This window comes from Shimia sp. (genome assembly GCF_049116215.1).
In the GTDB taxonomy this organism is placed as follows: domain Bacteria; phylum Pseudomonadota; class Alphaproteobacteria; order Rhodobacterales; family Rhodobacteraceae; genus Shimia.
Window position 1 is genome coordinate 405,942 of the sequence record NZ_JAGDZB010000006.1, and the last position, 25,367, is coordinate 431,308.

The 25,367-nt window shown below is 57.0% G+C and carries 28 protein-coding genes; 14 read left to right on the plus strand and 14 right to left on the minus strand.

The genetic code is table 11. The features are described 5' to 3' along the window. The first annotated feature begins 156 nt into the window (after positions 1-156). Both JXR15_RS18615 and JXR15_RS18620 read left to right on the plus strand, forming a co-directional pair. Positions 157-666 (plus strand): hypothetical protein, encoded by a 510-nt coding sequence (locus JXR15_RS18615; protein WP_422054681.1) that lies wholly within the window; start codon positions 157-159, stop codon positions 664-666. Positions 667-790: 124 nt separating this feature from the next. Then, positions 791-2,755 (plus strand): TonB-dependent receptor plug domain-containing protein, encoded by a 1,965-nt coding sequence (locus tag JXR15_RS18620; protein WP_422054682.1) that lies wholly within the window; start codon positions 791-793, stop codon positions 2,753-2,755. A gap of 65 nt (positions 2,756-2,820) precedes the next feature. Here JXR15_RS18620 and JXR15_RS18625 read toward each other — a convergent pair whose 3' ends face one another. Together JXR15_RS18625 and JXR15_RS18630 are read right to left on the minus strand one after the other, a co-directional pair. Then, positions 2,821-3,312: a MarR family winged helix-turn-helix transcriptional regulator gene (locus tag JXR15_RS18625; RefSeq protein ID WP_422054683.1), complete on the minus strand. Its 492-nt coding sequence runs from the start codon at positions 3,310-3,312 to the stop codon at positions 2,821-2,823. 41 nt (positions 3,313-3,353) lie between these two features. Next, positions 3,354-3,638: a DUF2218 domain-containing protein gene (locus JXR15_RS18630; RefSeq protein WP_422054684.1), complete on the minus strand. Its 285-nt coding sequence runs from the start codon at positions 3,636-3,638 to the stop codon at positions 3,354-3,356. Between the two features lie 120 nt (positions 3,639-3,758). On the opposite strand from JXR15_RS18630, the gene JXR15_RS18635 reads away from it, so the two are divergent. Genes JXR15_RS18635 through JXR15_RS18650 form a run of 4 tightly spaced genes read left to right on the plus strand, consistent with a single transcriptional unit; the run spans position 3,759 to position 7,295 of the window. Next, a complete protein-coding gene (locus JXR15_RS18635) occupies positions 3,759-4,643 on the plus strand; it encodes a siderophore ABC transporter substrate-binding protein (protein WP_422054685.1) in 885 nt (294 codons plus the stop codon). Between the two features lie 6 nt (positions 4,644-4,649). Further along, positions 4,650-5,612 carry an ABC transporter permease gene (locus tag JXR15_RS18640; RefSeq protein ID WP_422054686.1) on the plus strand — a complete coding sequence of 321 codons (963 nt, stop codon included), beginning with the start codon at positions 4,650-4,652 and terminating at the stop codon, positions 5,610-5,612. Further along, positions 5,602-6,546, plus strand: a complete 945-nt coding sequence (locus JXR15_RS18645; RefSeq protein ID WP_422054687.1) for an iron chelate uptake ABC transporter family permease subunit — start codon at positions 5,602-5,604, stop codon at positions 6,544-6,546. Before JXR15_RS18640 ends, JXR15_RS18645 begins: the two co-directional genes overlap by 11 nt. Beyond that, positions 6,543-7,295 (plus strand): ABC transporter ATP-binding protein, encoded by a 753-nt coding sequence (locus tag JXR15_RS18650; protein WP_422054688.1) that lies wholly within the window; start codon positions 6,543-6,545, stop codon positions 7,293-7,295. Before JXR15_RS18645 ends, JXR15_RS18650 begins: the two co-directional genes overlap by 4 nt. 6 nt (positions 7,296-7,301) lie before the next feature. Here the strand turns inward: JXR15_RS18650 and JXR15_RS18655 are convergent, their stop codons facing one another. The 5 genes from JXR15_RS18655 to JXR15_RS18675 all read right to left on the minus strand — a co-directional run bounded on the left by JXR15_RS18655 (position 7,302) and on the right by JXR15_RS18675 (position 11,288). Then, complete coding sequence (locus tag JXR15_RS18655) at positions 7,302-8,321, minus strand: TonB family protein (protein WP_422054689.1); 1,020 nt, start codon at positions 8,319-8,321, stop codon at positions 7,302-7,304. Then, positions 8,318-8,701, minus strand: coding sequence for an ExbD/TolR family protein (locus tag JXR15_RS18660; protein ID WP_422054690.1), 384 nt, complete (start codon positions 8,699-8,701; stop codon positions 8,318-8,320). The genes JXR15_RS18655 and JXR15_RS18660 overlap by 4 nt, the downstream gene beginning before the upstream one ends. 2 nt (positions 8,702-8,703) lie before the next feature. After that, positions 8,704-9,081, minus strand: a complete 378-nt coding sequence (locus JXR15_RS18665; protein WP_422054691.1) for an ExbD/TolR family protein — start codon at positions 9,079-9,081, stop codon at positions 8,704-8,706. 4 nt (positions 9,082-9,085) lie between these two features. Beyond that, positions 9,086-10,153: a MotA/TolQ/ExbB proton channel family protein gene (locus tag JXR15_RS18670; protein WP_422054692.1), complete on the minus strand. Its 1,068-nt coding sequence runs from the start codon at positions 10,151-10,153 to the stop codon at positions 9,086-9,088. 193 nt (positions 10,154-10,346) lie between these two features. Further along, positions 10,347-11,288, minus strand: coding sequence for a helix-turn-helix domain-containing protein (locus JXR15_RS18675; protein ID WP_422054693.1), 942 nt, complete (start codon positions 11,286-11,288; stop codon positions 10,347-10,349). Positions 11,289-11,450: 162 nt separating this feature from the next. Here JXR15_RS18675 and JXR15_RS18680 point away from each other — a divergent pair, with 162 nt between their 5' ends. Further along, complete coding sequence (locus JXR15_RS18680) at positions 11,451-13,424, plus strand: TonB-dependent receptor plug domain-containing protein (RefSeq protein ID WP_422054694.1); 1,974 nt, start codon at positions 11,451-11,453, stop codon at positions 13,422-13,424. Between the two features lie 283 nt (positions 13,425-13,707). Beyond that, positions 13,708-13,887 carry a hemin uptake protein HemP gene (gene hemP, locus JXR15_RS18685; protein ID WP_422054695.1) on the plus strand — a complete coding sequence of 60 codons (180 nt, stop codon included), beginning with the start codon at positions 13,708-13,710 and terminating at the stop codon, positions 13,885-13,887. Between the two features lie 86 nt (positions 13,888-13,973). On the opposite strand, the gene JXR15_RS18690 is transcribed toward hemP, so the two are convergent. Beyond that, complete coding sequence (locus JXR15_RS18690) at positions 13,974-15,968, minus strand: TonB-dependent receptor (protein WP_422054696.1); 1,995 nt, start codon at positions 15,966-15,968, stop codon at positions 13,974-13,976. A gap of 320 nt (positions 15,969-16,288) precedes the next feature. Between JXR15_RS18690 and JXR15_RS18695 the strand changes: the two genes are divergently transcribed. The 5 genes from JXR15_RS18695 (at position 16,289) to JXR15_RS18715 (ending at position 20,470) form a co-directional block, all read left to right on the plus strand. Further along, positions 16,289-17,344 (plus strand): hemin-degrading factor, encoded by a 1,056-nt coding sequence (locus tag JXR15_RS18695; RefSeq protein ID WP_422054697.1) that lies wholly within the window; start codon positions 16,289-16,291, stop codon positions 17,342-17,344. After that, entirely contained in the window at positions 17,341-18,219 is an 879-nt protein-coding gene (locus JXR15_RS18700) for a heme/hemin ABC transporter substrate-binding protein (RefSeq protein WP_422054698.1), read from the plus strand. The genes JXR15_RS18695 and JXR15_RS18700 overlap by 4 nt, the downstream gene beginning before the upstream one ends. A 3-nt stretch (positions 18,220-18,222) precedes the next feature. After that, complete coding sequence (locus JXR15_RS18705) at positions 18,223-19,290, plus strand: FecCD family ABC transporter permease (protein WP_422054699.1); 1,068 nt, start codon at positions 18,223-18,225, stop codon at positions 19,288-19,290. Between the two features lie 11 nt (positions 19,291-19,301). Further along, on the plus strand, positions 19,302-20,093 hold the full coding sequence (locus JXR15_RS18710; RefSeq protein WP_422054700.1) for a heme ABC transporter ATP-binding protein: 792 nt from the start codon (positions 19,302-19,304) through the stop codon (positions 20,091-20,093). 164 nt (positions 20,094-20,257) lie between these two features. Further along, positions 20,258-20,470 carry a VCBS domain-containing protein gene (locus tag JXR15_RS18715; RefSeq protein WP_422054729.1) on the plus strand — a complete coding sequence of 71 codons (213 nt, stop codon included), beginning with the start codon at positions 20,258-20,260 and terminating at the stop codon, positions 20,468-20,470. A gap of 111 nt (positions 20,471-20,581) precedes the next feature. On the opposite strand, the gene JXR15_RS18720 is transcribed toward JXR15_RS18715, so the two are convergent. From JXR15_RS18720 to JXR15_RS18745, 6 genes are all read right to left on the minus strand, one after another. Beyond that, the gene (locus JXR15_RS18720; RefSeq protein ID WP_422054701.1) at positions 20,582-21,715 is read right to left on the minus strand and encodes a TonB family protein; all 1,134 of its coding nucleotides are present in this window, start codon (positions 21,713-21,715) and stop codon (positions 20,582-20,584) included. Beyond that, positions 21,712-22,089: an ExbD/TolR family protein gene (locus JXR15_RS18725; protein ID WP_422054702.1), complete on the minus strand. Its 378-nt coding sequence runs from the start codon at positions 22,087-22,089 to the stop codon at positions 21,712-21,714. Before JXR15_RS18725 ends, JXR15_RS18720 begins: the two co-directional genes overlap by 4 nt. Before the next feature lie 4 nt (positions 22,090-22,093). Continuing rightward, positions 22,094-22,459 carry an ExbD/TolR family protein gene (locus tag JXR15_RS18730; RefSeq protein ID WP_422054703.1) on the minus strand — a complete coding sequence of 122 codons (366 nt, stop codon included), beginning with the start codon at positions 22,457-22,459 and terminating at the stop codon, positions 22,094-22,096. After that, positions 22,452-23,096 carry a MotA/TolQ/ExbB proton channel family protein gene (locus JXR15_RS18735; RefSeq protein ID WP_422054704.1) on the minus strand — a complete coding sequence of 215 codons (645 nt, stop codon included), beginning with the start codon at positions 23,094-23,096 and terminating at the stop codon, positions 22,452-22,454. The genes JXR15_RS18730 and JXR15_RS18735 overlap by 8 nt, the downstream gene beginning before the upstream one ends. Before the next feature lie 5 nt (positions 23,097-23,101). Continuing rightward, entirely contained in the window at positions 23,102-23,533 is a 432-nt protein-coding gene (locus JXR15_RS18740) for a hypothetical protein (protein ID WP_422054705.1), read from the minus strand. A gap of 198 nt (positions 23,534-23,731) precedes the next feature. Next, positions 23,732-24,130: a winged helix-turn-helix transcriptional regulator gene (locus JXR15_RS18745; protein ID WP_422054706.1), complete on the minus strand. Its 399-nt coding sequence runs from the start codon at positions 24,128-24,130 to the stop codon at positions 23,732-23,734. Positions 24,131-24,217: 87 nt separating this feature from the next. On the opposite strand from JXR15_RS18745, the gene JXR15_RS18750 reads away from it, so the two are divergent. Beyond that, on the plus strand, positions 24,218-25,315 hold the full coding sequence (locus tag JXR15_RS18750) for an NAD(P)/FAD-dependent oxidoreductase (protein ID WP_422054707.1): 1,098 nt from the start codon (positions 24,218-24,220) through the stop codon (positions 25,313-25,315). Positions 25,316-25,367: the final 52 nt, after the last annotated feature.

Here is a 25,367-nt window from a genome sequence, read left to right on the forward strand (position 1 = left end):
GCATTACCCAAGCAAACTTTCGTTAGAGACGGGAATTTCAAGTTTTCCGACAGATAAAAACTGTATCAAGTCAACGTCTTGAAGCTGAGTTAGGGAGATATTCTAAGATCGCAGAACTTTTTGTATGGCACTTTCACAGACTGGGAAGAGACGTCTGTGCTGGTGGATGCATTCCAGTCTGCGATCCCTATGCAGGATGTCCCCGACCATTTCAGCGCGACGAAACATCAATTTGAAGCACTCTATCGCTCGAGCATTGTCCGTCCATTGGTTCCAAGCAGCGATCGAAGTTCGGTTCGAAATGTGGTGTTTGACCGATCGAAACTTGATGGCCTGCTGGAAAAGGTTGCGAAACTCCCCAATACCGCTACCGCCGGTCAGGGAACCTGGCACACAATTTCTTACGCCGCTCAGCGTGGAGCTGGCCACTTTGAGCGCATTTTCCGCGATGTCTTGGAGAAAAGCGTTCCTGCATATTTACACCCGGAAAAATGCGGGAATGGGGCGGTAATTGTTGATGTCGCTTCTCTTATTAACAGTGCAATCGCCCTCAAAAATCTCCCAAATTACTTGGTCCAAAAACGCGCTTCGGCGGGTTTTTTTATGTCGTTTCAGAAAATTAGCGGGATCTTTGCGCCGATTAACACTGCCAGTTTTGGAAATTAAGGGGATGACTTTGTCATGCACTTGCATGTCACGGGGTAGCAGGCTAAGAGGCGGCACACTCAGCCAGATCTTCATGCAGTGAAACAGCCAGAGCACGACACCCAATAAGGAGAAGGGGACGCGCATGACTGTTTTTTGTTCCAGCACGCGAGCTGGGTTGATGGGCACCTGTTTGGCGGCTGTTTTGCCTGCCACCGCTGCAATGGCTCAGGACCTGGAAGACGCGTATTACACGCTTGATACAATCACCATCGAGGCTCAGGACGAGCAGGAGGGCGCCGCAGACCGTGCCACCGCTGTGTATGTCTCTGGTGCTGAACTGGAGCGGGCACGTTCTGGTGACGTGAAGGATCTGTTTGCCGGTTTGGCCAATGTGTCGGTTGGCGGCGCCATTCCGATGGCTCAGAAGATCTTTGTGAACGGTGTCGACATGTTGAACTTGACGGTTCAGATGGATGGCGTTTTGCAAAACAACCGCGCGTTCCACCACGTGTCTGCAAACGTGTTTGATCCGGGCATGTTGAAATTTGTGCGGGCCGACCCGGGAATTGCCGCCGCAGACACAGGTCCAAACGCAGTGGCGGGTGCGGTGATCATGGAAACGGTTGATGCCGGTGACATTCTCGACGACGGTCAAACGGTGGGCGGGAACGCCCGGTTGAGCTATGACAGCAATGGCAAGACCTTTGGCGGCTCGACAACGGTTGCGGCCAAGTCCGGTAATTTTGAAGCGCTTGGCTACCTGCGGGCGGCTAAGGGCGATGATTACAAAAACGGCGACGGCGATGTTGTGCCCGGAACCGCAGCCAACTTTGAGTCTGGCTTGCTGAAGTTTGCCTTTGACGATCAATCCCAGCACCGCCTGGAGGTCTCTGCCCAGCGGATCAACGATTCCGATTTGCGCCCTTATCGCGCCAACATCGGCGAAGTTGTGGGACGGCCTGCGCCGCTGCGCCTTTACGACACACAGCGCAACAATTATTCGATCCGCTACGAGGATACACGCAACACCGGCTATTGGGATCCCGAGGTCGTGCTTGGCTTTTCCGAAAGCCTTGTAAATGTGCCTGATCCCTATGCGAGTGAGGGCGATAGCTCCACTTACTCCGGGAAAATCCAGAACACTTTTCATCTGTCAGCCACCAACACGGTTGTTGCCGGTGTCGACTTCTATGACCGCCAGTCCACGTATCGCGGGGCCGGCTCTGCAACATTGAGCGAGAAAGCGGACAATGTGGGCGTGTTTGCTCAAGCGCGGCTTGATTTGGGGTCCAATTGGGAAGTCTCGACGGGCTTCCGCTACGACTGGCAGGACTTTGAAGGTTTGGACGCGGCATCCAATGCGGCGTCTCGCAAATCCGTAGATGGGGCGAGTGGCAACTTGTCCGTGCGTTACCACTTCAATGAGGCTTTCTCGCTTCGTGCAGGGGCGTCCAATGTGTTTGGCGGCATTCAACTTGAGGACAACTATCTGTTCGAGATCCCTGGTTGGGACTATTCCAGCCTGGAGGCCTCACGGGCTGAAAACTACACGGTTGGGTTTGATTGGGGCGCAGCCAACACCAAAATTGGTGGTGAGTTCTTCCTGACCCAGATCGACAATGTGCGCAGTGGCGGAGACAACTTTGACTTTGAAAGCAAAGGCTGGAACCTCGGTTTGACGCATGGCTGGGATAACGGCTCCATGCGGTTTAGCGTGTCGCGCAGCGATGTTGAGCGGGATGGCATTGGCTACGGCTCATGGTATCTGCAGGACTACGGTGCGCCTTTGGGCACTGTAGCGGCACTGCAGGTGCAACAGTATCTGCCCAACCAAAACCTGTTGATTGGCGGCAGCGTTGATATGGCCATGGAGTATGGCGATGATCTGGTGGATTCCAACGCAACGTTGCCGGGCTATGCTGTGGTCAATGTATTTGCCGAGTACACGCCAAAGCAGATACAAAACCTGACGTTGCGCGCGTCGGTCAACAATCTGTTTGATAAGCAATATGCGGATCGGGCGACCTACGGTCAGGACTATACCTCGATTGTGCCGCTGGCTGAGCAAGGCCGCAGCGTGATGATCGAGGCGATTGCGCGCTTCTAAGAGGCTAGGCAATGGAAAATGGAGGGCAGTCTCTTATCAGAGGCTGCCCTTTCTTTTGGGGGCGACTACGGCAGCAAGCGCAATAAGAAGCGCGCGAGATCGTATGCGTCATCTGTGTCAAGGAGCGGACCCATCTCCGCCTTGAGCGTGCCGAGGTACAGAGGCCAGACGCTGTCCAATCGCTCAGAGCCTAGGTCAGTTAGAAACAACACCTGTTTCCGCCGCCCGTCCGCGATGTAGTCGCGGCGGATAAGGCCCGCGCTTTCTATACGACTGACATGGCGGGAGAGGCTGTATTGCGGCAGCAGCAGTTTGCTCTCCAAATCGCCCATGAGCTTGCCATCCGGCTCTGCCAAACGGATTTCATACAAGATTTCATACCAGACGGGATCTCCCAACCCTTGCTCTTTTAAGGCTTGGGAGAATTTCAGGAAAAACTTGCGTTGGCTTTTCAGGATGTAGAACCAAACACGGCTGTAGGCGATGTTTGGATCATCGTCGTTGAAGAAGGCGGCGTTGGACGGCGTATCCTCAGGTGAGGCACAATTTTCACTCATAACGGTACTTTGGTTGTGAAGAAATCACAGAGCAAGAGCGCTCAGGCGCTCCATTCCATGTTTTTGAAATCTTCGCGGAAGGCAAAGCGCTCAAGATGTACGTCGATCACGTGTTTGACCTGTTTGAGGCCTTCCGCATCGTCGACGTTGACGTCAACGCGCAGCAGCTCGGGATTGGCCGTCATGGCAGCGGTCCCCATGGGAAAGCTGCAGTTTCCTTCGGTATCATTGTAAGTCACATCGATTTTATGGGTGAAGTGTTTGCACATCTGCACAAGGTATTTCGAAGCGTTTTCAGTGGAAAAGGTGCCAGTGGCCGTCAACATCGGGCGGGTTCCTGAGTAAAATTATTTGTTACTCTGGACTCGCGCATTTTGAGCGGATAATCAAGCTGCAATCGCGTTCAGCCAGATAAATAGCCAGACGCCGTAAACTGGAGAATTCCATTGTTTAAGCGTATTTTTTGCGCGCTGGCTCTGAGCGCAACATCTCTGCATGCTGCAGAGGTCGACACCTATGCAGGCAAGGCAAATGTAGATGGCATCCCGGCAAAGGTGGCGGTGCTTGACATTGCGGCCATCGACACGCTGTCGGCTTTGCAAGTGCCTTTGGCCGGTGTCCCGGAAAACGTCTACGTAGACTATCTGGTGGATGCGACCAAAGGCGCGGCAACAGTAGGGAACCTCTTTGAGCCGGATTTTGAGGCGATCAATGCGCTGGCACCGGATCTGGTTGTGGTGGGCGGACGCTCCTCCAAGCAGGCTAAGGCTATGGCGGAAATGGCGCCAACCATCGACATGACCATCTGGGAAGACACCGTTGGTCAGGGGCTTGAGCGCCTTGACGCCTATGGTGCGATCTTTGGCAAAGAGGCGGAAGCGGCGACGCTAAAGGCAGCCTTCACGGACAAGCTGGCACACACTAAGGCCGCGCTGGACGGCAAAGGCACCGCACTGATCGTGATGACCAATGGGCCAAAAATCTCGGCCTATGGCGCCGGGGGCCGGTTTGACTGGCTGCATACCAAACTGGGTCTGGAAGAGGCCGTGGATGGCGTGGAGCAGTCGTCACATGGCGAGGCGATTTCTTTTGAATTCATCAAAGAGGCCAACCCGGACATTCTGATCGTGATCGACCGTCTGGCGGCCATTGGCCGTCCGGGTGAAAGCGCCGAAACCACGCTCGACAACCCGCTGGTGGCCGAGACCACGGCCTGGAAAAACGGTGATGTTGTCTATCTGAATGCGGCAGACATCTATATTGCCGGTGGCGGTATCCAGTCCATGTCCCGCACTCTGGACGCGTTCCTGAGCGCCTTTACCTCGGGCTAACGCTGAATGCGACGGCACTCCGCAGCACTCTTTCTGGCGGCTGGAACATTGGTTCTGGCCGCCATTTCCTTGTTTGTCGGGGTGATTTCCCTACACCCAAGTGAGGTTTTATTCGACAGCGAGGCCTTTGGCCTCATGTTGGACAGCCGATTGCCTAGAACTTTGGCCGCGTTGATTGCTGGCGCCGTTTTGGCCGTGTGCGGGATGATCATGCAGATGTTGGTGCGCAACCGATTTGTCGAACCGATGACGGCAGGCACAGGGCAGGGGGCAGCGCTTGGTATTTTGATAGTGGTTCTGCTGTTCCCGAGCGCGTCTATTCTTGTGAAGATGAGTTTTGCCACCGCAACTGCGCTGCTCTCAAGTATTGGGTTCCTACTGATTGTGCGGCGCTTGCCGCCTGCGCAGCCACTTTTGGTGCCTTTGGTGGCGATGATTTACGGCGGGATCATTGGCGCCGGGGTGACTTTTGTCGCCTACCAGTGGGACATGCTGCAGTATATTGACACCTGGCTGAATGGCGACTTCAGCGGCGTCATGCGCGGGCGCTACGAGCTTTTGTGGATTGCTGCGCTGATGGCGGGGTTGAGCTATGTGATTGCCGATCAGTTTGCGATTGCCGGGCTGGGGCGGGACGCGAGTATCAACCTCGGTCTCAACTACGATCAGGTTATGATCTTGGGCCTGTTGGCGATTTCGGTGGTGGCGGCGCTGACCGTGATCACGGTTGGCGCTATCCCGTTTGTTGGCCTGATTGTGCCCAATATCATCAGCCGGCGGTTTGGCGACAACTTGCGCGCCACGCTGCCGCTGACCGCGCTTTGTGGCGCTTCGTTGGTTTTGCTGTCTGACATCATCGGCCGGGTGATCCGCGCGCCTTATGAAATTCCGGTGGGCACAGTTCTCGGCGTGTTAGGCGCGGTTGTGTTCTTGTGGCTGCTTTATGCGAGGCCGAAACATGCGCGCTAGGTCAATGCTGATTTGCGGCGTGTTGCTGGCGTTGTGCTGCGCGCTTTTCATGACGTTGGAGACCCGTGGGAACTGGGATTTTGTGCTGTGGTTCCGCGGGCGGAAAGTGGCGGCGCTGCTGCTGGTTGGGGCGGCAGTGTCCACGGCGACCTTGTTGTTTCAAACGATCTCCCGAAACCACATTTTGACGCCGTCTATCATGGGGTTTGATGCGCTGTTCACGCTGGTCGTCACGCTGGCGGTGTTCACAATTGGGGCGGCGGGCTACAACCATTTGCCGCCTGAGCTGGTGTTCTTTGTGAACCTTATCCTGCTGATTGGCGCTGCGCTTCTGCTGTTTGGCACGTTGTTGGGGCAGCACCGGGTGGACCTGATGCGCATGGTGCTGACCGGGATCATTTTTGGCGTCCTGTTTCGCTCTTTGACGTCATTTGTGTTCCGGATGATCGACCCCAGCGAGTTTGCAACCATTCAGGTGAGTTCCTATGCGCGGTTCAATTACATTGAGCTCAACCTGCTTTGGCTGGCGGCGGGGCTGACCTTGGTGACGCTGCTGCTGTGCTGGCGTATGCGGCGGCAGCTGGATGTTTTGAGTCTTGGTTTTGAGATTGCCACGAACCTTGGCGAGCCGGTGGCGAAGCGGCAGAAACAGGCTTTGGTGCTTGTGGCGGTGCTGGTGGCTGTGAGTACTGCGTTGGTCGGGCCTGTGGCGTTCCTAGGCCTTTTGGTGGTGTCGATTGCCCGATTGTTTGCACCCAACGAAACCCATGCTGTGCTGATCCCGCTTTCCGCGCTGATTGCAGGCATTGTGCTGGTGGGCGGGCAGACCATTTTGGAGCGGGTATTGGGCATGTCGACGCCTTTGGCCGTGGTCATCGATTTTGTCGGTGGTTTTGTATTTTTGGCACTTTTGCTGCGGAGAGGATGGACATGATCGTTGTTGAGAACCTGAACTACTCGGTGGCGAGTGCCAAAATTTTGCAGGACGTGTCTGTGACCTTGCCAAAAGGCGGCATCACGGCCCTTATCGGCCCTAACGGGGCTGGCAAGTCGTCGCTGTTTTCCCACATTGCGCGATTGCTGCCGATGCAGTCTGGCCGCATCACCGTAGATGGAATGGATGTAGCGCCTGCCAATCGACAGGAGTTGGCCCGTAAGCTGGCGATTTTGCCCCAGCAGGTGCATTTTGCCACGCGGCTGACGGTGAAGGAGTTGGTTCAATTCGGGCGATACCCGCACTGCCAAGGGCGGCTGCAGGCAGAAGACCATGAGATGGTAGAGGTGTCGCTCAACGCCTTTGGATTGATGCCTCTGGCGGATCGGTTTCTGGACACATTGTCTGGTGGACAGCGTCATAAGGCGCATGTGGCGATGACCTATGCGCAGGACACGGACTACCTTTTACTTGATGAGCCGCTGAACAATCTTGATATTGCCGCTTCGCGCGCGCTGATGGCGCTTTTGCGTCGGTTGGCGGATGAGGAAGGCAAGACCGTTGTGATCGTATTGCATGATATCAATTTTGCCGCGCAATACGCGGATCATCTGGTAGTGCTCAAAGATGGGCGCATTGAGCGGGAAGGCACACCGGTGGACATGGTCACAGGGGCGCTGTTGGCCGATGTGTTTGGTACAAACGCGCAGGTGGCTGTGGTGGGTGGTACACCGTTTGTGATGCCTTAAGGCGCGTTACTTGACCCGCACAGGCAGGGTGAAGCCGTAACTGCTTTTGGTCAGCTGCTTAGGCGCCTTGGCAAATCTTCCGATGCGGCGCACAGAGGTCAGGACCGCCTGATCCACTTTTGCGGAGCCGGAGGATTTGGCGACGGATGCGCTTTGCAACCGTCCATTTGGAGCAACTTTCAGGCGGATGACCACGCGATTTGATGCGCCTTTGACTTTGCCGATGCGCACGCCCCGTTGCAGGCGGGATTGAATTTTCCCGGCCCAAGCAGACATCAGGCTGGCCTCTTTGCCTTTGCCTAGCGCGTTTGATTTTTTGGAGCTGCCCGCCTGATTGCTTTTGCCAGCGCCCGCTGCTTTTTGGGTCGCGGCGCCCGCTGAGGCCGCAGAAGCCTTGTCCGCAACTTTTTTGTTTGGATCCGGTTTCTTCTCAGGTGTCTTTTTCGGAGCGGGTTTTGGCTTTGGTTTTTTGACAGGCTCGGGCGGCAGCTCCGGCGCGGGTTCTGGCGTGTCGATGGCCTGATCCATGCTCGGCTCTGGTGGCTGCAAAGTGGGGCGTTTGGGCGGTGTGACGGGCGCTGGGGCTGTTTCGCGAAGCTTCGGCGCTGGAGCGGTTTTTGGAACCTGGAGAGCAGGCGTTGTGGGCGCGGTGAGTGTTGGTTGTGCTGGCAGCGGCGTACGTGCCAGGTCCACATCTGGTTGATTGGGCAGGTCTTTGGGTTGCAGTGCCGCAATCTTGATGGCCGCGTTGGGCGCATCGTGCAAAGCCATTGCCGGAGCGTTGATCGCATCGGTGATGTCGAGCTCAGGCTGTTCGATTTCCACGACCTGGGCTTGGTGCGTCGGGGCGGCTGTCCAATCCGCCAGGACCGTTTCGATGGACGCTGGCGCCCCCGTAATGGACACAAATGCGTCGCCGCCAGCCCCATCTGCATCACCGCCATCCTCAGCGCTGCGCATGGCCATCAGGACGTGGATGCCAAGCGCGAGGCTGAGGAAGACAAGGAGTTCAGTGATCTTTTTCATGGCGCTTGCACCACCACTTCAACACGGGAAAATCCGACAGCGGACAGGCGTTGCATAACCTGCGCGAGGCGGTCGCCATCCAATGAGGCATCAATGCGCAGTTGCAGGACTTTGCCGTCTCCGGCTGCTGCGGAAATGGCAGGATAGGCGGCATCTCCCTCCGTGTCCTGGAACTGCAAAGCGGCATCCTTGCCCACGTAGAGGACAAGCTCTCCATCCGGCTCGGCGGCGTTATCTGCGGTGGGTGGGGAGACCTCGAAAGGTTCCGGGGGGGCGATTTGGGCGGTCATCAGGAAGAAGATCAGCAGCAAGAACACCACGTTGATCATCGGTACGATGCTTTCAGCGCGCGGTTTGCGTGGGGCATTGTCAAAGTCCATGGCTATTCCACCAGCACAATTGAGGTGAAGCCCGCCGCGCGCAGGTGTTCGGAAATGGCGACCACCCGTTGCACGGTCGCACCGTCAGTACTGCGCAACACGATGGTGTCCGTGGGTTTTCCCATCACTTCTGTGAGGGCGGGGATCAGGCCAACGGCGGTGCGCGTGATGCCGTTGAGGCGTAGCTCTTCGGGCAAGATGTCCACGAGTTTTGGGTTGCCGGTGAAATCTCCGCCGGAGGAGGCCAGCGGGATCGGCAACACCTGATCCATGCCAAAGCGGGAGGCCAGCATGAAGAACACCAGCAGCAGGAACACCACATCAATCATGGGGGTCAGGCTGGGTTTGCGTCGAAACCGGCGTGTGTCGGTGAACTGCATGGGGTCACTCGGCCGCCAAGGCTTGCACCGGGATCGCGTCCACTTCTTTGCGGGTTACAAAAATCCGCATCGCGGCGTCTTCGATATCGCGGCGCATGCGGTCGATGACGGCTTCAAACCAGGTTAGAGCCGCGGAGGCGGGAATGGCCACGGCCATACCTGCGGCGGTGGTCAGCAGCGCTTCCCAGATGCCCCCGGCCAACAGGGAAGGATCGGCGCGGCTGCCACTTTCTTGCAGTGCTTGGAACGCTGCGATCATGCCTAAAACGGTGCCCAAAAGGCCCAGCAAAGGGGCGATGGTAGCGATCAATTCCAGTGCGCGGAGGCCGACGGCCGCTTCACCGAGTTCGCGCTTGGCCACACGGGCGGTTTCCTCGCGCGCGGCGTCTTCGGTCAGGGTTTCGCGGGCGGTGATGGCCGCGCCAACCACTTTGGAGCGCAGACCTCTACGGCGGGATATCAGGGTTTGTGCGGCGTCGGTGTTGCCATCCTCATAGAGGCTAACAGCTTTCTGCGCTTTGCTGCGTGCCCAGGCGCCAATGAGCGCAAGACGCCAGATTTTCCAGAGGATGAGCGCAACCGTGATGACGGAGAGTGCCGCAATGGCCCAGATCGAGGGGCCACCGTCCTGAAGGAAAGAGGTGGCGCGTTTTGCGGCGGCTCCGACCTGCTCTGTTGTGGTTTGAAACGGGGCAATGTCTTGCTCGGTCGCTGTTACTGTGCCCTCGGTGGCGGCCAATCCGGTTTCGCTTTCGGTGCTTAGATCCTCGGCCTCAGCGGCGGTTGCGCTCTCTGTTTCCACTGTTGGCTGAAGTGTCGACGTCGTGTCGCTGGACAATTGCGTTTCAGAGCTTGGGATGTTCAGGCTCTCCGGTTGGTTTACGACATCTAGTGAAAAGCCGCCCTCTTGCTGTGTTTGCAGGGACGGCGGAGACATTTCTGTGGTCGGAGACGAAGGCAGTTGCGGTGCGGCGGGCTCCGTCTGCGCCAGAGCCCAGGAAAAGCCCGCAAGCAAAACGACGCCTGATAGCGATGCTGCTTTCAGGAGGGAAGCGGACAAATGGCGGGACATGGCGACTCCAGTGAACTCATAGGCCAAAAGGTAGACGGAAGGCGCGCGCGTTTTGTCGTCCGACCACAGGCATTGCGGTGATGACTTCTTGGCGAGCCGCGTGGCGGAGCTGTGAGCATGGCTGGAAGCGTTGCCATGGGATAAAAATGTTGATTGTTTTTGTCAAGTAGGGCGGTTGGCCGCTTTCGCTGGTTCAGCGGCGTTTTGCGGTAGATGGGGAGATGCCAAAAGCACGCCGAAACGCGGTGGAAAAATTCTCTGGCGTGGAGAATCCTGCCACTTCGGCAGCTTGCGAAACGGAGAGTGTGTTTGCCTCCAGGTGGTCTTTGGCCATGGCGAGACGGATCGCGCGGGCGTGTGCTAATGGCGCGCATCCGTGGGCCTTTTGTATCAGTCGACGCAGGGAGGACAGGCTCAGACCTCCGACTTTTGCCAAAGCTGCCAGGTCAGGCAATGGGCCAGGGGTCTGGATAAGGTCTTCGACACGTTTGAGTTGGGAAGATTCGCGCGGCGTGAGGCTAGCGGAGGTGCCCGTGTCAGACAGGCATTCAAAGGTGGAGGCGACCAGTTCAAGCACCATGGCCTCCCCGTGAAGGCGCGAAATCGGGGTGTGAAAACCATCCATAGATGCGAGGGTTTCTAGTATTTGAATGTCTCCGGGGCTGGCGTTCCAGTCCGCACGGTATTGTCTTTTGTTTTTAAGAATAGCTGGTTGGGGGAGCTCAAGACTCTGTTCTCCGAGCCAGCCATGTGACATTTGAATGCTGACTTTTCGCACGTATTCACCGGGGCCACTCCGGCGTTGAAAGCTGAGGGTTTCATCAATTGCGGACAGAGAGAACTTCACTGGCGCGTGGTTTGGGCGACCCAGACCCATCGGCTGGTCGTCCAGCCAGGCCTCGGTGGAGCCTTCGAGAAAGCAGTTCAGGATCACGCCTGGGATCCGTTGCGTTTTGGTTTCAAAGCTGCGTCTGGCGCGCGCATTTAGCGTGTGCACGCCCAAGCCTTCGCGAAACTCGGTAGCGGTGACTAGACCTTCAAACACATTGTCTTCCGGCAGGTCCGCGCGGCGAAACCAGTTGATTTTGTCCGAGGGAGTCGCGCCTCTGTAGAAGGCGGTGCGGGGCTGCGCCATTGACAGACTTTCATATCAAAACGGTCCCAAAAGCTTGGCGGTTTTGAATTTGCACAGCCTGCAAAGGTTTTTGAACAGGCGGCAAAGGTCGTCGTCTGGCGTGGGTTTGAGGGGCAGTTTACTTACCTGACAATAATAGTCAATAAATCGAAGGGACAAAGAATGACCCATCCGCTCCCGCGCCTGAAGCTGTTGGCCACAACAGCGCTGTGTGCGCCTTTCCTCGCACTGCCGGCCTATGCCCAGGATCTGGCAGATGATTACGAACTTGATGAAATCCGCATTGAGGCTGATGACGCGCAAACTGTGCTGGGCAACCACACAATTTCGCAGGAAGACATTGAGCAGCGCAATCCTGCGACAATCAGTGATGTGTTTGACGGCGAGTCCGCAGTGAACGCCAGCGGTGGCGCCGCCATCGCAAAGAAGGTTTACGTCAACGGTATCGAAGAAACTCTGTTGAACGTGACCATTGACGGTGCGCGTCAGAACAAATCTGCGTTCCACCACACCGGCAACGTGTTGATTGACCCTGGCTTGTTGAAGGCGGTTGAGGTCACTTCCGGTCTGGCCCCGGCTGATGGCGGTCCCGGTGGTCTGGGCGGCTCGATTGCCTACACCACCAAAGACGCGTCGGACATGCTGGACGAAGGGGACACCTTTGGTGGTCGACTAACTTTGGGCGGCGGCAGCAACGGCTTTGGTTTGCGCTCGACCTTGTCGCTTTATGGCCAGTCTGGCGGTTTTGACTATGTCTTGCACGGCGCGCGTCACAAAGGCGAAGACTACAAAGATGGTGACGGTGCCACGGTGCAAGGGACACAGGCGGATCTGACCGACTATGTGGCCAAGTTCTCCTATACCTCGGACGAGGGACACCTGGTGGCGTTCTCTGCGTCTGACACGCGCGACACCGGCGACCGCGTAGCACAGATGGGACCGGGGCCGTTTGTGTTCATTCGTCCTGACTTCAGCGGGTTGAGTACTGGTCCAAATATGATCGTTGACGCCTTGGCGCGGCGGACGTCTTACTCTTTGACCTACACCAAAGAAGATGCGCAGGGCTGGTTCGATCCATTTTTCCAAATTGCCTATAACGAACAGGAAATTGACGCAGGCGATGGTTGGGGCGAAAACACCAGCCTGAGCGGGACGTTTAAAAACACCTTCCAACTCAACAATGGCACAGTCTCTGCCGGTTTGGACTTCTTTGACGAAAAAGCGGAAGGTCGGACCGCCAGCTCTGTTGCCCCCTTGGCTTTTGCTGGCACAGAAAAGACGCAAAACATCGGTGTGTTTGCGCAGGTTCGTCAGGACCTCTCAAGCCGCGCGTCCGTCTCCTACGGCGCCCGGTTTGATTTTCAGAACTTCACCGGTGCAGATGGATCGAAGTTTGATGACAGCGGCCTGAGCGCCAATGCGGCCATTGAATATGTCCTGTCTGATTTCTGGACTGTGAACGCCGGTATTGCATCGACCTTTGGCGGCTACCAGTTGGGCGAAGCGACGATTATCAACTTCTTTGCGCCCTGGGATTACACCGGATTGGACACTTCGCGCAGCAATAGTGCGCGTCTTGGGCTCCGGTTTGATAATGGACCTTGGGTTGCAAATGGGGCGCTGTTCTATACTGAGATCAACAACTATGTGTCTGGCTTCCCGCCACGCGGCGGCACACGTGCGACGGCATCCGATATCACAACACGCGGCTTTGACGGGTCGTTGGCGTATAACTGGGGCGAAGGGTTTGCCCGGTTGAACTATACTTACGCCGACGTCGAGGAGGATGGCGCAACCATCGGGTCCACAGCGTATTACCGTGGTCGTCCAATGGGGCACATTGTGGCGCTAGAGAGTGCCTGGCAGCCGGGTGGCGGATGGACCCTTGGTGGTACAGCGGAAATTGCACCTGAATACAAAGACGCCAATATGGAGGCCTACTCGGTTTGGAACGCTTATGCGGAGTATGTGCCACCAAACATGGACAACCTGCGCGTCCGTCTCGATCTGCGTAACCTGTTTGATGAAACCTATGTGGCGCGGGCCAACGACTCGGCCGGGGATACCTCTGGTCGCCCCATCCCGATGAACGAGCCGGGGCGGACCATCGCTCTGACCGCGACGTTGACTTTCTAAGCCACTTTGGCGCCCTGTCCTCCCTCGGGGCAGGGCGTCAAATTTCAGCCCCTTGTCAATACCTGATTCTTTTTGTATGAAATCAGTGTTGCAACTTTGAGGCTAGTTATGCGCAGCGTGCAAAACGACTCTAGAGACAGAGAAGACCGCGACCGGATGAGCTTGGCTGATCTGGTGGGGGAGATCCCCTGGCCGGACACCTGGTGCTCTGAAAGCTTCATTGATCGGATTGCTCAGACCCAAAACCCACAGCGACGCAGCTAAGGCGCACTGGAAGAATACAATGACAACCAAAGAAGACATGGGAGGCTCGGTGGCCTCCATTGAAGGCGTGGAAAGCGGCACCCCGGTTTACAGTGCCGAAGACCTGACGGCTGGTGGCAATCTGGCGCAGATACGCCTTTCCGAAGCTGTCTACACCCTGCGGATCACCCGTCAGGGAAAGTTGATTTTGACCAAGTAGGTCTGACCTATTTGGCCACAAGGTTTTTCGAAACAGCTATGAAAAAGGCCCCTCGCGGGGCCTTTTATTTGTTTGGTGCCTTGGCCTCAGAATTTTGCGGTCAGGAAAACACTCGCATTTCGGCCAGCGCCGGGAATTTGGTCCACGGCTTGGTAAGAACGGTCAAAGATGTTGCCAACTTCAAAGCTCATGCCGAGATTGTCGGTCAGGTCCACGGTGCCACGTAGGTTCAACGTGCCGTAGCCACCGTAGCGTGTGCCGTCGGTGTCGGTATTGCCGCTTTCACCGCGTACGAAAACGTCCCATGTGCCGGAGGTGGATTGCAGACCCCAGTCGCCGCGCAAACCGATGTCTCCTGACCAGGTTGGCGTGCCGGTGTTTTTTGTGGACGTGCCGTCGGAGTATTCATAGGTGCGGTTTACGTTGGACAGGTTCACATAGGGACGCACACCGCCCCACCAGCCTGGGTCAAACTCTGCCGCCACTTCAAAACCCCAGGTTTGCGCGGCGTCTACGTTCTCATAGCGCGACTGCCTTGGGATGCCTGTGGCTATCGACGCGATGTAGTCTTTAGAATCCGTGTAAAACAGCGCCGTGTCCAGCACGAGGTTGCCGTTGTCGATCCGAGCGCCAATCTCATAGTTGATGGAGGTTTCCGGTTTCAGATTTGGGTTGCCGATCACCGTGCCGCCCGCGCCAACCGAGGTCAGGAACAGCTGGCTCAGCGAGGGATAGTTGTAGCCTTGCGAGATGTTGGCCCGCAGTACGGAGGTCTCGTTCAGCTGATGCACCAATCCAAGAGAGCCAAGCAGGCGGCTGTCTGAATTGGATTGGGTTGGCTGGGCCACGCCGTTGACCAAGTACCGGTTCAGTTTGCTGTCGACATTGTAGTAGCGCAGGCCAAAGGTTGCGGCCGTCGCGCTGCCCAGTTCGGCCTCATGTTGGGCAAAAACCGAGGCGGTTTTGATGGTGGCATCGGAGTACCGAGTGGTGACCGAAGGTGGCCCGCCAAAGCTGCTGGTGGCGACCTTATCAGAAATCAGATTGTCGTCTTCGTACTCAAAGCCCACCACAGTGCGGTGACCCGGGGCAAATTCGAAGTTCGCGGTCGCCTTGAAACCTGAGGTTTTTTGATCGTCGTCAGAGGTTGAGTTGCTGAACATGCCCGGCCCAAACACACCGTTGCTTTCAAAGGCGCGATCGACTGTCTGGGTGTAGGCGTCAATTTTGAGAAGGGACATCCAAGGTGTCAGGCCTTCACCTTCGTAGAACGCACCATATTTGCGCAGATCCCGCTTTGGCAGATCAATGGTGAAAGTCGGTGAGCCGGTGTAAACATCTGCGGACAAGTCATAATCCTGTGCCCGTACCCCAAAATAGTGATTGCCTGCGCGATAACCGGCAAAGGCGTGAATGTCTCGGTCTTCGCTTCCCGAGGGAACAACTTCGCCATCGGCTGATTGACGGTTGTCTAGATCCGACTTGGAGTACGACAGGCGATAATCAAAATTGCCCACGGTGCCCGCGAGGCTGGTGTTTGCACGATAGCCTTCATTTGCGCCCAAATACCCGGCTGAGACAGTTGCTTCAATTGGCTTGTCCGCGCCGCGTTTGGTGATGATATTCACCACACCGCCAATGGCTGCATTGCCCGATGTTACTGAGGACGGGCCGCGCACAACTTCGATGCGTTCGATTTCGGTTGGCGAAATCAGGATTGGCGTGCCGTAGTTGGTGTGGTCGGTGATTTTCTGACCGTCGATCATGATGGCGACACGCTGGGCGCTTTCGCCTCGGATCTTGATGCGTTCGATGCCGGATTCTGTCACTCGGACGCCGGGCACGCCCTTAAGCAGATTAGCCACCGAGCTTGGCGGAATGCTCTTGATTTGCTCTTCATCTACCACAGTCACCGAAGACGGGCTGTTCATGACTTCGGTGGGAAGCCCGCTCCCGGTGATGGTGATGGCGTCCAAGGCATAGTCCGTTTTGTCTTGGGCGAAGGCGGGGCTGGCAAATACCGCGCCCAACAAGGCGGCGGAGGCCATCGATAAACAGCTCACACTATATTTCACAGGCATTTTCCTTCCTTCCGGGGCACAAAGCCCCATGGCAAACCGCGAGAGGCCTTATGGGGCCCTGCAGTGTGTGTATTCCTGGCTGGAAGCTGGGTGGTTGCTCGCAAGCAGACGTCAGAACGCGTCCGTGTTTCGAGTCGAAAGCGGCCTAAATGATCCGAATGGCAAATACTATATTAATTTTGTCAGAAAGGCCGCGGCAGGTCTTGCAGTGCGACTTTTTTGCACTTAGTGCAGGAGGTACACATCAGCAAAGCACAGCCACTGCTTCCGATTCCCTCGGTCACAGCCACTGCTTCTTCCAAGCTCATCGGGGGATGCACATGGCACGATCTACTTCTTTTATAGTTACAGAAATACAGCAAGCCCGTCTGGACAACCCCAAAATGCGGGAACGCGATCTGGCAGACAAACTGGGGATCTCGGAGGCGCAGCTTCTTGCGGCGCATTTGGGGCAGCGGGTGACACGCATCACGCCGGAGATGGATGTGTTGATGCCTGCGATTATGCGGTTGGGTGAAGTGATGGCGCTCACCCGCAATGAGAGCTGCGTGATTGAAAAGACCGGCGTTTATGCCGACTATCGTGGCGGTCCACATGCAGCATTGGTGGTGAATGATGAGATTGACCTGCGCATGTTTCCTGGACATTGGAAGTATGCCTTTGCGGTCGTGAAGCCACTGGGCGATGGCGGCGAGCGTCGCTCTCTGCAGGTGTTTGATGCCGCAGGGGATGCGGTGCATAAGGTGTTCCTGAAGGACAGCTCTGTGCATGAGGCATGGCCAGGCGTGGTTGCAGAGTTGAGGCTTCCAGAGCAGTCCGATGACCTTCCCATCCTTCCTCGGCAGAAGACAGAAGAAGCGGTTGGTGACCCTGCAAAAGCAGAGCGGTTGCGCGAAGAGTGGGACAAGATCACCGACACGCACCAGTTCTTGCAGATGGTGAAAAAGCTCAAGATGAATCGGCTAGGGGCTTACCGCTTGGCCGGTGCGCCATATGTGCGTCCCTTGCAGACCTCTGCGGTTTCAGTCTTGCTTGAAAAAGCCCGCGATTTGGCGCTGTCAATCATGGTGTTTGTTGGCAATCGCGGGTGCATTGAAATCCACACCGGGCCAATTGAGTCTGTGAAGCCGATGGGGCCTTGGATCAACGTGTTGGACCCGCGGTTCAATCTGCATTTGCGCAATGATCATATCGCCGAAGTCTGGCAGGCGACCAAAGCCACCCGCCGTGGAGACGCCGTTTCCGTGGAGGCGTTTGACGCCGAAGGCGGTCTGATTTTGCAGGTCTTTGGCGTTTTGGCTGAACCCGAAGCATCTGCAAAATGGAATGATCTGGTGGCGGCTTTACCAAGCCTGAAAGAGGAGGCTGTGGCATGACCAAACTGTCTCCACTTAGCATATTGCAGGCGAGTATGGGGGCCGCGTTGCTCGCTCTCTTTACGATTGTGCTGGCACGTGATGCCATGGCGGATACCGTGCCAACACGGATTGTCTCTGTAGGGGGATCGGTGACGGAGATTGTGTATGCGCTGGGCCAAGAGCATCGGTTGGTTGCGCGGGACACAACCTCAAATTTCCCGGCGGAAGCACGCAAGCTTCCGGACGTTGGCTACGTGCGTCGGTTGTCGCCGGAGGGCTTGCTGTCGGTGGCGCCCGATATGATCTTGGCGGAAGAGGGGGCAGGTCCACCGGAAACCTTTGAGGTTCTGGCCGATACCGGGTTGCCGATTGTGACCGTTCCCATGGGATTTGACCTTCCTGCGATCCAAAACAAGATCCGTACAGTGGCCGAAGCCCTGGATGTGGCGGATGCGGGTGAAGATCTGGCAGCGCACGTGACCACTGATGTGGAAGAGGCCAGTCAGACCGCCGGATTGCGGGATCAAAAGGTGTTGTTTGTGTTGTCGATGCAAGGTGGCCGGATCATGGCAGCCGGAGGGAATACCGCCGCGCAAGGCGTCTTGACGCTCTCTGGCGCCCAGAACGCAATTGCAGGCTTTGACGGGTATAAGCTGGTATCTGATGAGGCCGTTTTAACCGCCGAGCCAGATGTGATTTTGATGATGCAATCGCACCGGCCGGGCGCTGTGACTGCTGCGGATGTGTTGGCGCATCCCGCCATCGCGGCGACACCTGCCGGACGGGCGCAGGCCGTATTACAAATGGATGGAATGTTGCTTCTCGGCTTCTCCGTGCGGACCGGGCAAGCTGTGTCTGAACTGGCCGCGGGCTTGGCCGCCGCGGGCAGCTGATCCATGGTTGCCGCGACAACAGATTATGTGCCGCACCAAGACGGAGACCGCACTTCGGGCGCGCAAAAAGTGACAGCGGTTTTATGTCTGCTGGTTTTGGGCGTGTCGATTGCAGGCCTGGCTGTTGGGGCTGCCGATACCTCTCTTTGGTCGGGGCTGTTTGCGGTGGTGCAAGGGGAGGAGCTGTCGTTGCGGGATGAAATTGTGCTGCTGCACATTCGGTTGCCGCGTTTGTTGACCGGTCTGCTTGTTGGCGCCGCTTTGGCGTCATCCGGCGCGCTTTTGCAGGGGCTCTTTCGCAACCCGCTGGCGGACCCGGGGATCATTGGTGTGAGTGCTGGCGCGAGTTTCGGAGCGGTCTGCGCCATTGTGCTGGGCGCCTCTTTGCCGTTTGCAAGCCTTTTGGGGGCCGCTCTCTTGCCGATGTTTTCTTTTGCAGGCGCATGGGGTGCGACTCTTTTACTATATGGCATCGCCACGCGTCAGGGGCGCACGTCGGTGGCCACCATGTTGTTGGCGGGGATCGCGTTGTCAGCGCTGACAATGGCGTTCACTGGGGTGCTGATATACATGGCGGATGACGCTCAGATGCGGGATTTCACGTTCTGGAATATGGGGTCCCTTTCCGGCGCCAACTGGAACAAGCTTGCGATTGCCGCACCTGTTGTTTTGTTCGCGCTGGGGACAGCTCAGTTCTTGGCAAATGGCCTGAATGCCATGGCGCTGGGAGAGGACGCCGCGCGCCATATGGGGGTGTCCGTGCAGGTGGTCAAACGGTTGACCATCTTATGTGTGGCCGCTGCGACGGGCGTGTCTGTGGCAATCAGCGGTGGCATTGGTTTTGTTGGCATCGTTGTACCACATGTGTTGCGGCTTGTGTCCGGGCCGGATCACAAACATCTCGTGTTAAACTCCGCGCTTTTGGGCGCATGTGTGCTTGTGTCGGCGGATGTTGTGGCCCGGGTGATCATAGCACCGGCGGAGCTGCCGATTGGCATCATCACAGCGATTATTGGCGGGCCGGTCTTTCTGTGGATATTGCTGCGCCAACGGGGCGTGGTGGATCTGTGAGGCCGTAAACGATGGCGTTGATTGCCAAAAATATCGGGGTTCGTGTTGGAAAGAAGGTATTGCTGCAGGGCGTGACTTTTGATGCGCAGCCTGGCGCGGTGACCGCCATTGTAGGCCCGTCGGGCGCGGGCAAGTCCACGTTGCTGTCTGCCGTGTCCGGGGATGTGCCCTACAGCGGCCGTGTGAGTTTGAATGGGCAGGATATCAAACCCCTCCGGGCCTCAGAGTTGGCGCAGCATCGGGCGGTTCTGGCGCAGGCCACGCCTTTGGCCTTTCCATTCACCGTGTTTGAAATTGTGCGTCTTGGATTGCAAGGGCACGCGGATACAGAAATCGCGGCGTGCGCGTTGCAAAAAGTCGGGATGGCGGGATTTGAGGGGCAATATTACCAGTCCCTGTCCGGCGGAGAGAAACAGCGGGTCCAATTGGCGCGCGTGTTGTGTCAGGTTTGGCAGCCGGTTGAGGATGGGGTGCCGCGCTGGTTGTTTCTGGATGAACCTGTGTCCAGCCTAGATATTGGACAACAGTTGAGGGTGATGCAGACGGCGCGGGATTTTGCCGATCAGGGCGGTGGTGTTGTGGTTGTCATGCACGATCTCAATTTGACGGCGATGTTTGCGGATCAGGTGGCCTTGATTGTGGATGGTACATCAGTTGTTCAGGACAGCGTTGCGAAGGCGCTGACAGCGGAGCGGTTAACAGCAGCCTATGGGTGCGATTTGAAGGTCAGCGAGGCACCGATGTCGGGGTTCTTCACGTTGCCTCAATTGGCGCGCGTTTGTCCAACTCGGGAATTGCTATAGGTAACCATTTTTGTTTGCGTGGTCAGAGGCACGGTCTCCCCGCTTTAATAGAGGCGCATAGCTGGAACCCAAGCCGTTTTCAATTTTTGTATCGGGGTAATACCGCCAATCCCGTCTGTTCCGGTTTCGGCTTACGTCACCGATCTGGTTAGCGACACTTTTGTATTTATGTTGACGACAGCGGAACCGTTGGGTCCGTCATCAGTAGCGGCGGTGGTACGTATACCTTTTCGGGTGACGGCATGTTTGAACATCTGAACAGCGGCGAAACGGCCACCGACGGCTTTGCAAATACAGCCGATGACCGTGCCGGAGGGCTGGACACCGAAATCGTGACCGTCACAATCTCTGGCTCAGAAGATTTCCTGTTTGCCTAAATAACCTGAGCACCGGTAGGAGCGTGCGTCACATCCGGACGCTTGCTTTTTGTTTTTTGAAGTCAGAAAGTGACTTGTGACAGGTGGCCACACGCGCCAGGCGCAATCGCTCTACCTTGAGCTATACAAAAACGACAACTGCCGGCGTTTGCCATTTGGCGGTAGCGGAAAAGGCTCGGCGCTTTGGATTTGCGTGCGTGCTGCTCGATTGACTGCGTCGTTGCCGGAGCTGTCGATGATTTCCACCCAGTTTATAGAGCCATCCGGGGCAATTTCAAAATACACACGGGCGAAGCCTGTGGCTTTGACGTGAACCGGGCGGGTGCGGTTGAGATGAACCAGCACACGCCCAGCGTAGTTGGTGGTGTCAGCATTGCCGGGGCCGCGAGAGTTGGCAGCAGAGCCCGACGGGATGCCAAAGCCTCCCACCGAGGCGTGAGCGCCTTCGCGTTTGAAGGTTTCCAGCGGAGACTCAAGCGTTTGCGTTGGGTTGCGCAGATCATCAAACCCGTTGCGCAGGCCTGGAAACAAGGGTAGCGGTTTGCTTTCGGAGCTGTCCTGCGGCTGCTCCGCGTCCTGATTTTCGGTGGGAGTGGTGTCTGCTTTATCTTCAGTTTCCGGAACGGAGAGCGGCTGGATGGGCTCCACCGGCTCCACCGGCACCACGGTTTCCGGTAGAGCTGCGATGACGTCCTCTGTTGGCGGTGCGACTTCCAGCGCAGTGGTCGTGGAAGGTGGCTGTACAGCCACTGGTTCAGTGATCTCCAAGGTGTCGGTCTCGCTGCCAAGCGGAGCGGCCTGGTCGGTTTGTGGCGGCACCGGAGCGGTTGCGTCCGGTTGAGCGGTTGGTTCGGTTACATCAGGTTCCGCGACAAAATCGCTTTGCGTTCCGGCAAGGGGGACCGGCGCGACAGTTTGGGCTGTGCCAGTATCGGGCGCATAGGTGTCTTGTGGGTTTTCAGAAGCCACCAGAACTTCAGTATCTGGCACGTCGGTGTCGGTGGTTGGCGCCACTGGCTTTACAGGTTGCGGGGGCTCTGGTTCCTGAGTTGGTTCGGGCTGTTCAGGCGCCTCGAGTTCCTCGGCTAGGTCGTCAAAGGCGTTGCCGAGGGCGATAGGCTCAGAAGAGGCTTGTGACCTCTGAGGGCTGTGCTCAATCCGAATGGCATAGCCTAGGCCAAGCAGGTGCACGGCTAGGGAGACCAGCAGCGCAACAGAGGCAATGAGGAGCGAGCGACGGATCACTGCAGCGCTCGCTCAGTGACCAGAATTACGGAGGAGGCGCCTGCGCGTCGCAATGCACTTGTCACCTCCATCAGGCGCTGGGCGGGGACGTCCCGGTCGGGCACGATCCGGCTTGGGCCGGTGCCATTCTCCAGGATGTGTTGGTCAGGTGAGGTCGTGCGGCCTCTAAAGCTCAAGCGGCCGTCCGCGTGCAACACCAATGCGTCGGGCGGTTCTCGGCCTTCGAGGTCTTTGGTTTGCACCAGATTCAAATTGGGGTCGAGTGGAGGCGCAACGGTGCCCGCAATCAAGAAAAAAACCAACATCAGAAAGACAACATTGATCAACGGAATGGTCGAATCCCGTTTCTTGCGCAGAGGTGTGTGTCGGATCATCTGTTTACTCCAGCACCAAAACGTCGAGCCCATCGCGCGCGCGCATTAGGCGGAGCAAGTCCACAAGCCGTTGCGCCGTGGTATCCGCGTCCAGACTGACCAAAACCTGTCCCGTTTCAATGTTTGCGGCGATGTCTTCGAGCGTTGTTGGCTGGCCGTTTAGAGTCAGACGCTCTGCGCCCAGTTGCACAAAGAAACGCTCGACGTCCGCCGCCGCTGTGCCGCTGCCTTTGTGCGCGTTGCTGAGTTCGATCTCGCCAAATGTGGAAAACGTCGACGTCAGCATAAAGAACAGCAGCAACAAAAAGATCACGTCGATCAACGGCGTGAGCGCAAGCGGGCGACGGACAAAGGGCGCTTGGTTACGCATGATGTGCTTTTGCTTGTGAGGCCCGATGTCTGTCTGCATCTTGCTGCATCAAGGCCGTGCGCAACGCTTTGTCGGCAAACACACGCTCCCGTGCGGTGCGGCTCTCCAACCATGACAAAATCATCGAGGTTGGCATGGCTACCGCCAGGCCGACAGCTGTGGTGACAAGCGCCACCCAGATGCCGCCGGCAAGCAGGGAAGGATCAACGGAAGCGCCGGCCGTTTGCAGGCTTTGGAAGGCCTCGATCATGCCCAACACGGTCCCAAACAGACCCAGAAGAGGCGCGAGCTGCGCAATGGTATCCAGCAGGCGAAAGCCGCGTTCCAGCCCGGCCAATGCCAAACCTGCTTCGGCATCAAGCCGCTCGCTCAGCGCTTGCGATGTCGGCGTTTGAATGGCGGCCTCAATAAATGGCGCCAAATAACTGCGGCTTTGGGACAGCCGCGCTTGTGCTTGAGCTGCGTCCCCCGCGTCCCAGGCCGCCAAAGCCTCGGACAGCACTTTGTGACGCCCAACGCCGGACGCTGCAAACTGCCACAGCTTGTAGATGGTTACAGACATCGCCAAAACAGACATCACCAAAAGGATGACCACCACTGGTCCGCCCAAGGCGACCACATCGCGCAATCCACTCATTTTTGTTATCCTAGTAGTTTCATGGTGATACGGCTGGTGAGCGTCAGTCCGTCGCTGCACGCGCCGCTTTCTGCACCATTTACGATGCAGCTGTTTGTGCCATTGATGAGAGCTTGGCCAATGGTGTCGCAGGCCATTCCCGGCACATCAAATTGGCGCACCCGAGGCCGACCTTCCGGCAATGCGCGAAAGTCAAACAAAGACAGACGCATTACGGCGCCTTCCGTGTCGAAGATCACAGTCTCAAACACAGCTTTTTCAATGGAGGTGCCCGTGCTGTTGTCCGCCAAAAAAGTAAACCGGCAGGCACCTTCCACATCTTGCACAGAATTAAGCTCAAGAGACACGCCGGGCTTGGTTATGCCCTCCGATTGAGACTGAACCAAACTAGGCGCAAACAGCAAAACAAACGCAAGGGTGCGGGTAAAAACAGACATGCCAATTCCTTTACAACAGGATGGCAGTCCGCAACGGACTGTCGACACCCACTGAAACTTGATTGTGGTAACTTAGACAATGATCAGACGGAAGGAAGAGGCGATCACAATCTGGTGGCTATCATTTGCCTGCCGGAGGCAAGATTTTTGAAAGACGGTGTGCATAAACGCGGATGAGAGCCTAAACAGGCCGCCGCGTCACAGGACTGGATCTGCTGGCGAGCCGCCTGTACCGCGGTTTGCGCCTGGCTTTTGTTTTTGATCGGCGGCCGTCGGCATTTTGTCGGCATTTTCGACGGCCCACCCATGCATGGCTTTAAGCAGAGGCATCAGGCTTTGGCCCAGGGGCGTGAGACTGTATTCCACATGCGGCGGGATGGTTTGAAAATCCTCGCGATGCACAAACCCAGCCTCCTGTAATTCACCCAGCTGCCGCGTGAGGGTGCGATGCGTGACTTTCCCGAGATGTCGCTGTAGCTGATTGAACCGGCACGGTCCCTGCCCAAGCCAGAACAAGATCAACAGCTTCCACCGGCCGGACACGGCTGAGATAAGCCGTTCTACACGGCAGTTTTCGTCAGGTATCTGCAAATTCATGGGCAGTATCCTAGATGACCGTACTTGTCGTAGTGATCTTGCCTTTCTACCTACGTTCGGCAGCACACACAACGCAATGGATGTCCCATGACCACGACCCAAAAGAAAATCATCATCGTAGGCGGCGGCTACGCCGGGTTCGAAATTGCCAAAGGGCTGGACGGTGTGGCTGACGTCACTGTGGTGGAACCCCGCGAAGCCTTTGTGCAGCCCCCCGCCACCATCCGCGCGCTTCTGGAGCCTGCGCTGCTTGACCAAACCATCCTGCCTTACGGGAAACTCTTAAAAAACGGGCGTGTGGTGCAAGACCGTGTGGCGCAAATTGCTGCGGATCAGGTGACACTGGAAAGCGGCGCTGTCCTGCCTGCGGACTACATTGTTGTAGCCACTGGATCTTCTTACGCGGCACCTTTCAAGCCTGCTGGCGACAGCATAGAAGCGTTCAAAGCGGCCCACGCGGCGGCCAGCACAGATATTATGAATGCCAAGTCGATCGCCATCGTCGGTGCTGGGGCTGTGGGTTCTGAATTGGCTGGAGAAATTGCCGCAGCACAGCCTGACAAGCAGGTCACGCTGATCTCCTCTGAGGAGCGCCTGTTCCCGATGTATCCCGCCAAATTGGGGGCGCAGTTGGCCCAAAAACTGGAACGTATGGGGGTGACGATTGTTTTGGGTCAGCGCGCAGAGACCCTACAGCGGCTGGATGCGCCTTACGCAGGCTCCGTTACCTTGTCTAACGGGCAAACCATTGCAGCAGATTTGGTGGTGCCGGTGATTGGCTCTCGTCCCAATACGACGCTGCTTGAGGCACTGCCTGGAGCGGAAATTACCCAATCCAAACGGGTCAAAACCGACGGCTGGATGCGCCCGTCGGACTTGCCCAATGTCTTTGTCGCTGGCGACATTGCGGACGTGGGCGACGGCATGACCATCGTTGCGATTACCCGTCAGGCGCCGTGGCTGATCAAGACTTTGAAAGCCGTTGTGAAAGGCGCTGTCGTTGAAGATCAGAAGCCCTACCACCCATGGAAACAGGCGCCAATTCTGGTGCCGCTTGGCCCGCACATCGGCAATAGCTGGCTCTTTGCCACTGTAGGCAATTGGGTGACGCGGATGATGAAGGGCCGAGATCTGTTCATACCCAAGTACCGCAAGGCCTTTGGCTTGTCTGGCGACGCAAAATAAGCTGAGCGACGGTCAAAGGCCCGCACTGACACCGTGAATACTCCAAAGTATA

Coding starts and splice junctions, on each gene's coding strand:
- JXR15_RS18620 (WP_422054682.1), top strand. CDS start 791: ATGACTGTTTTTTGTTCCAGCACGCGAGCTGGGTTGATGGGCACCTGT.
- JXR15_RS18625 (WP_422054683.1), bottom strand. CDS start 3,312: ATGAGTGAAAATTGTGCCTCACCTGAGGATACGCCGTCCAACGCCGCC.
- JXR15_RS18630 (WP_422054684.1), bottom strand. CDS start 3,638: ATGTTGACGGCCACTGGCACCTTTTCCACTGAAAACGCTTCGAAATAC.
- JXR15_RS18640 (WP_422054686.1), top strand. CDS start 4,650: ATGCGACGGCACTCCGCAGCACTCTTTCTGGCGGCTGGAACATTGGTT.
- JXR15_RS18645 (WP_422054687.1), top strand. CDS start 5,602: ATGCGCGCTAGGTCAATGCTGATTTGCGGCGTGTTGCTGGCGTTGTGC.
- JXR15_RS18650 (WP_422054688.1), top strand. CDS start 6,543: ATGATCGTTGTTGAGAACCTGAACTACTCGGTGGCGAGTGCCAAAATT.
- JXR15_RS18655 (WP_422054689.1), bottom strand. CDS start 8,321: ATGAAAAAGATCACTGAACTCCTTGTCTTCCTCAGCCTCGCGCTTGGC.
- JXR15_RS18660 (WP_422054690.1), bottom strand. CDS start 8,701: ATGGACTTTGACAATGCCCCACGCAAACCGCGCGCTGAAAGCATCGTA.
- JXR15_RS18665 (WP_422054691.1), bottom strand. CDS start 9,081: ATGCAGTTCACCGACACACGCCGGTTTCGACGCAAACCCAGCCTGACC.
- JXR15_RS18670 (WP_422054692.1), bottom strand. CDS start 10,153: ATGTCCCGCCATTTGTCCGCTTCCCTCCTGAAAGCAGCATCGCTATCA.
- JXR15_RS18675 (WP_422054693.1), bottom strand. CDS start 11,288: ATGGCGCAGCCCCGCACCGCCTTCTACAGAGGCGCGACTCCCTCGGAC.
- JXR15_RS18680 (WP_422054694.1), top strand. CDS start 11,451: ATGACCCATCCGCTCCCGCGCCTGAAGCTGTTGGCCACAACAGCGCTG.
- hemP (WP_422054695.1), top strand. CDS start 13,708: ATGACAACCAAAGAAGACATGGGAGGCTCGGTGGCCTCCATTGAAGGC.
- JXR15_RS18690 (WP_422054696.1), bottom strand. CDS start 15,968: ATGCCTGTGAAATATAGTGTGAGCTGTTTATCGATGGCCTCCGCCGCC.
- JXR15_RS18695 (WP_422054697.1), top strand. CDS start 16,289: ATGGCACGATCTACTTCTTTTATAGTTACAGAAATACAGCAAGCCCGT.
- JXR15_RS18700 (WP_422054698.1), top strand. CDS start 17,341: ATGACCAAACTGTCTCCACTTAGCATATTGCAGGCGAGTATGGGGGCC.
- JXR15_RS18705 (WP_422054699.1), top strand. CDS start 18,223: ATGGTTGCCGCGACAACAGATTATGTGCCGCACCAAGACGGAGACCGC.
- JXR15_RS18710 (WP_422054700.1), top strand. CDS start 19,302: ATGGCGTTGATTGCCAAAAATATCGGGGTTCGTGTTGGAAAGAAGGTA.
- JXR15_RS18725 (WP_422054702.1), bottom strand. CDS start 22,089: ATGATCCGACACACACCTCTGCGCAAGAAACGGGATTCGACCATTCCG.
- JXR15_RS18730 (WP_422054703.1), bottom strand. CDS start 22,459: ATGCGTAACCAAGCGCCCTTTGTCCGTCGCCCGCTTGCGCTCACGCCG.
- JXR15_RS18735 (WP_422054704.1), bottom strand. CDS start 23,096: ATGAGTGGATTGCGCGATGTGGTCGCCTTGGGCGGACCAGTGGTGGTC.
- JXR15_RS18740 (WP_422054705.1), bottom strand. CDS start 23,533: ATGTCTGTTTTTACCCGCACCCTTGCGTTTGTTTTGCTGTTTGCGCCT.
- JXR15_RS18745 (WP_422054706.1), bottom strand. CDS start 24,130: ATGAATTTGCAGATACCTGACGAAAACTGCCGTGTAGAACGGCTTATC.
- JXR15_RS18750 (WP_422054707.1), top strand. CDS start 24,218: ATGACCACGACCCAAAAGAAAATCATCATCGTAGGCGGCGGCTACGCC.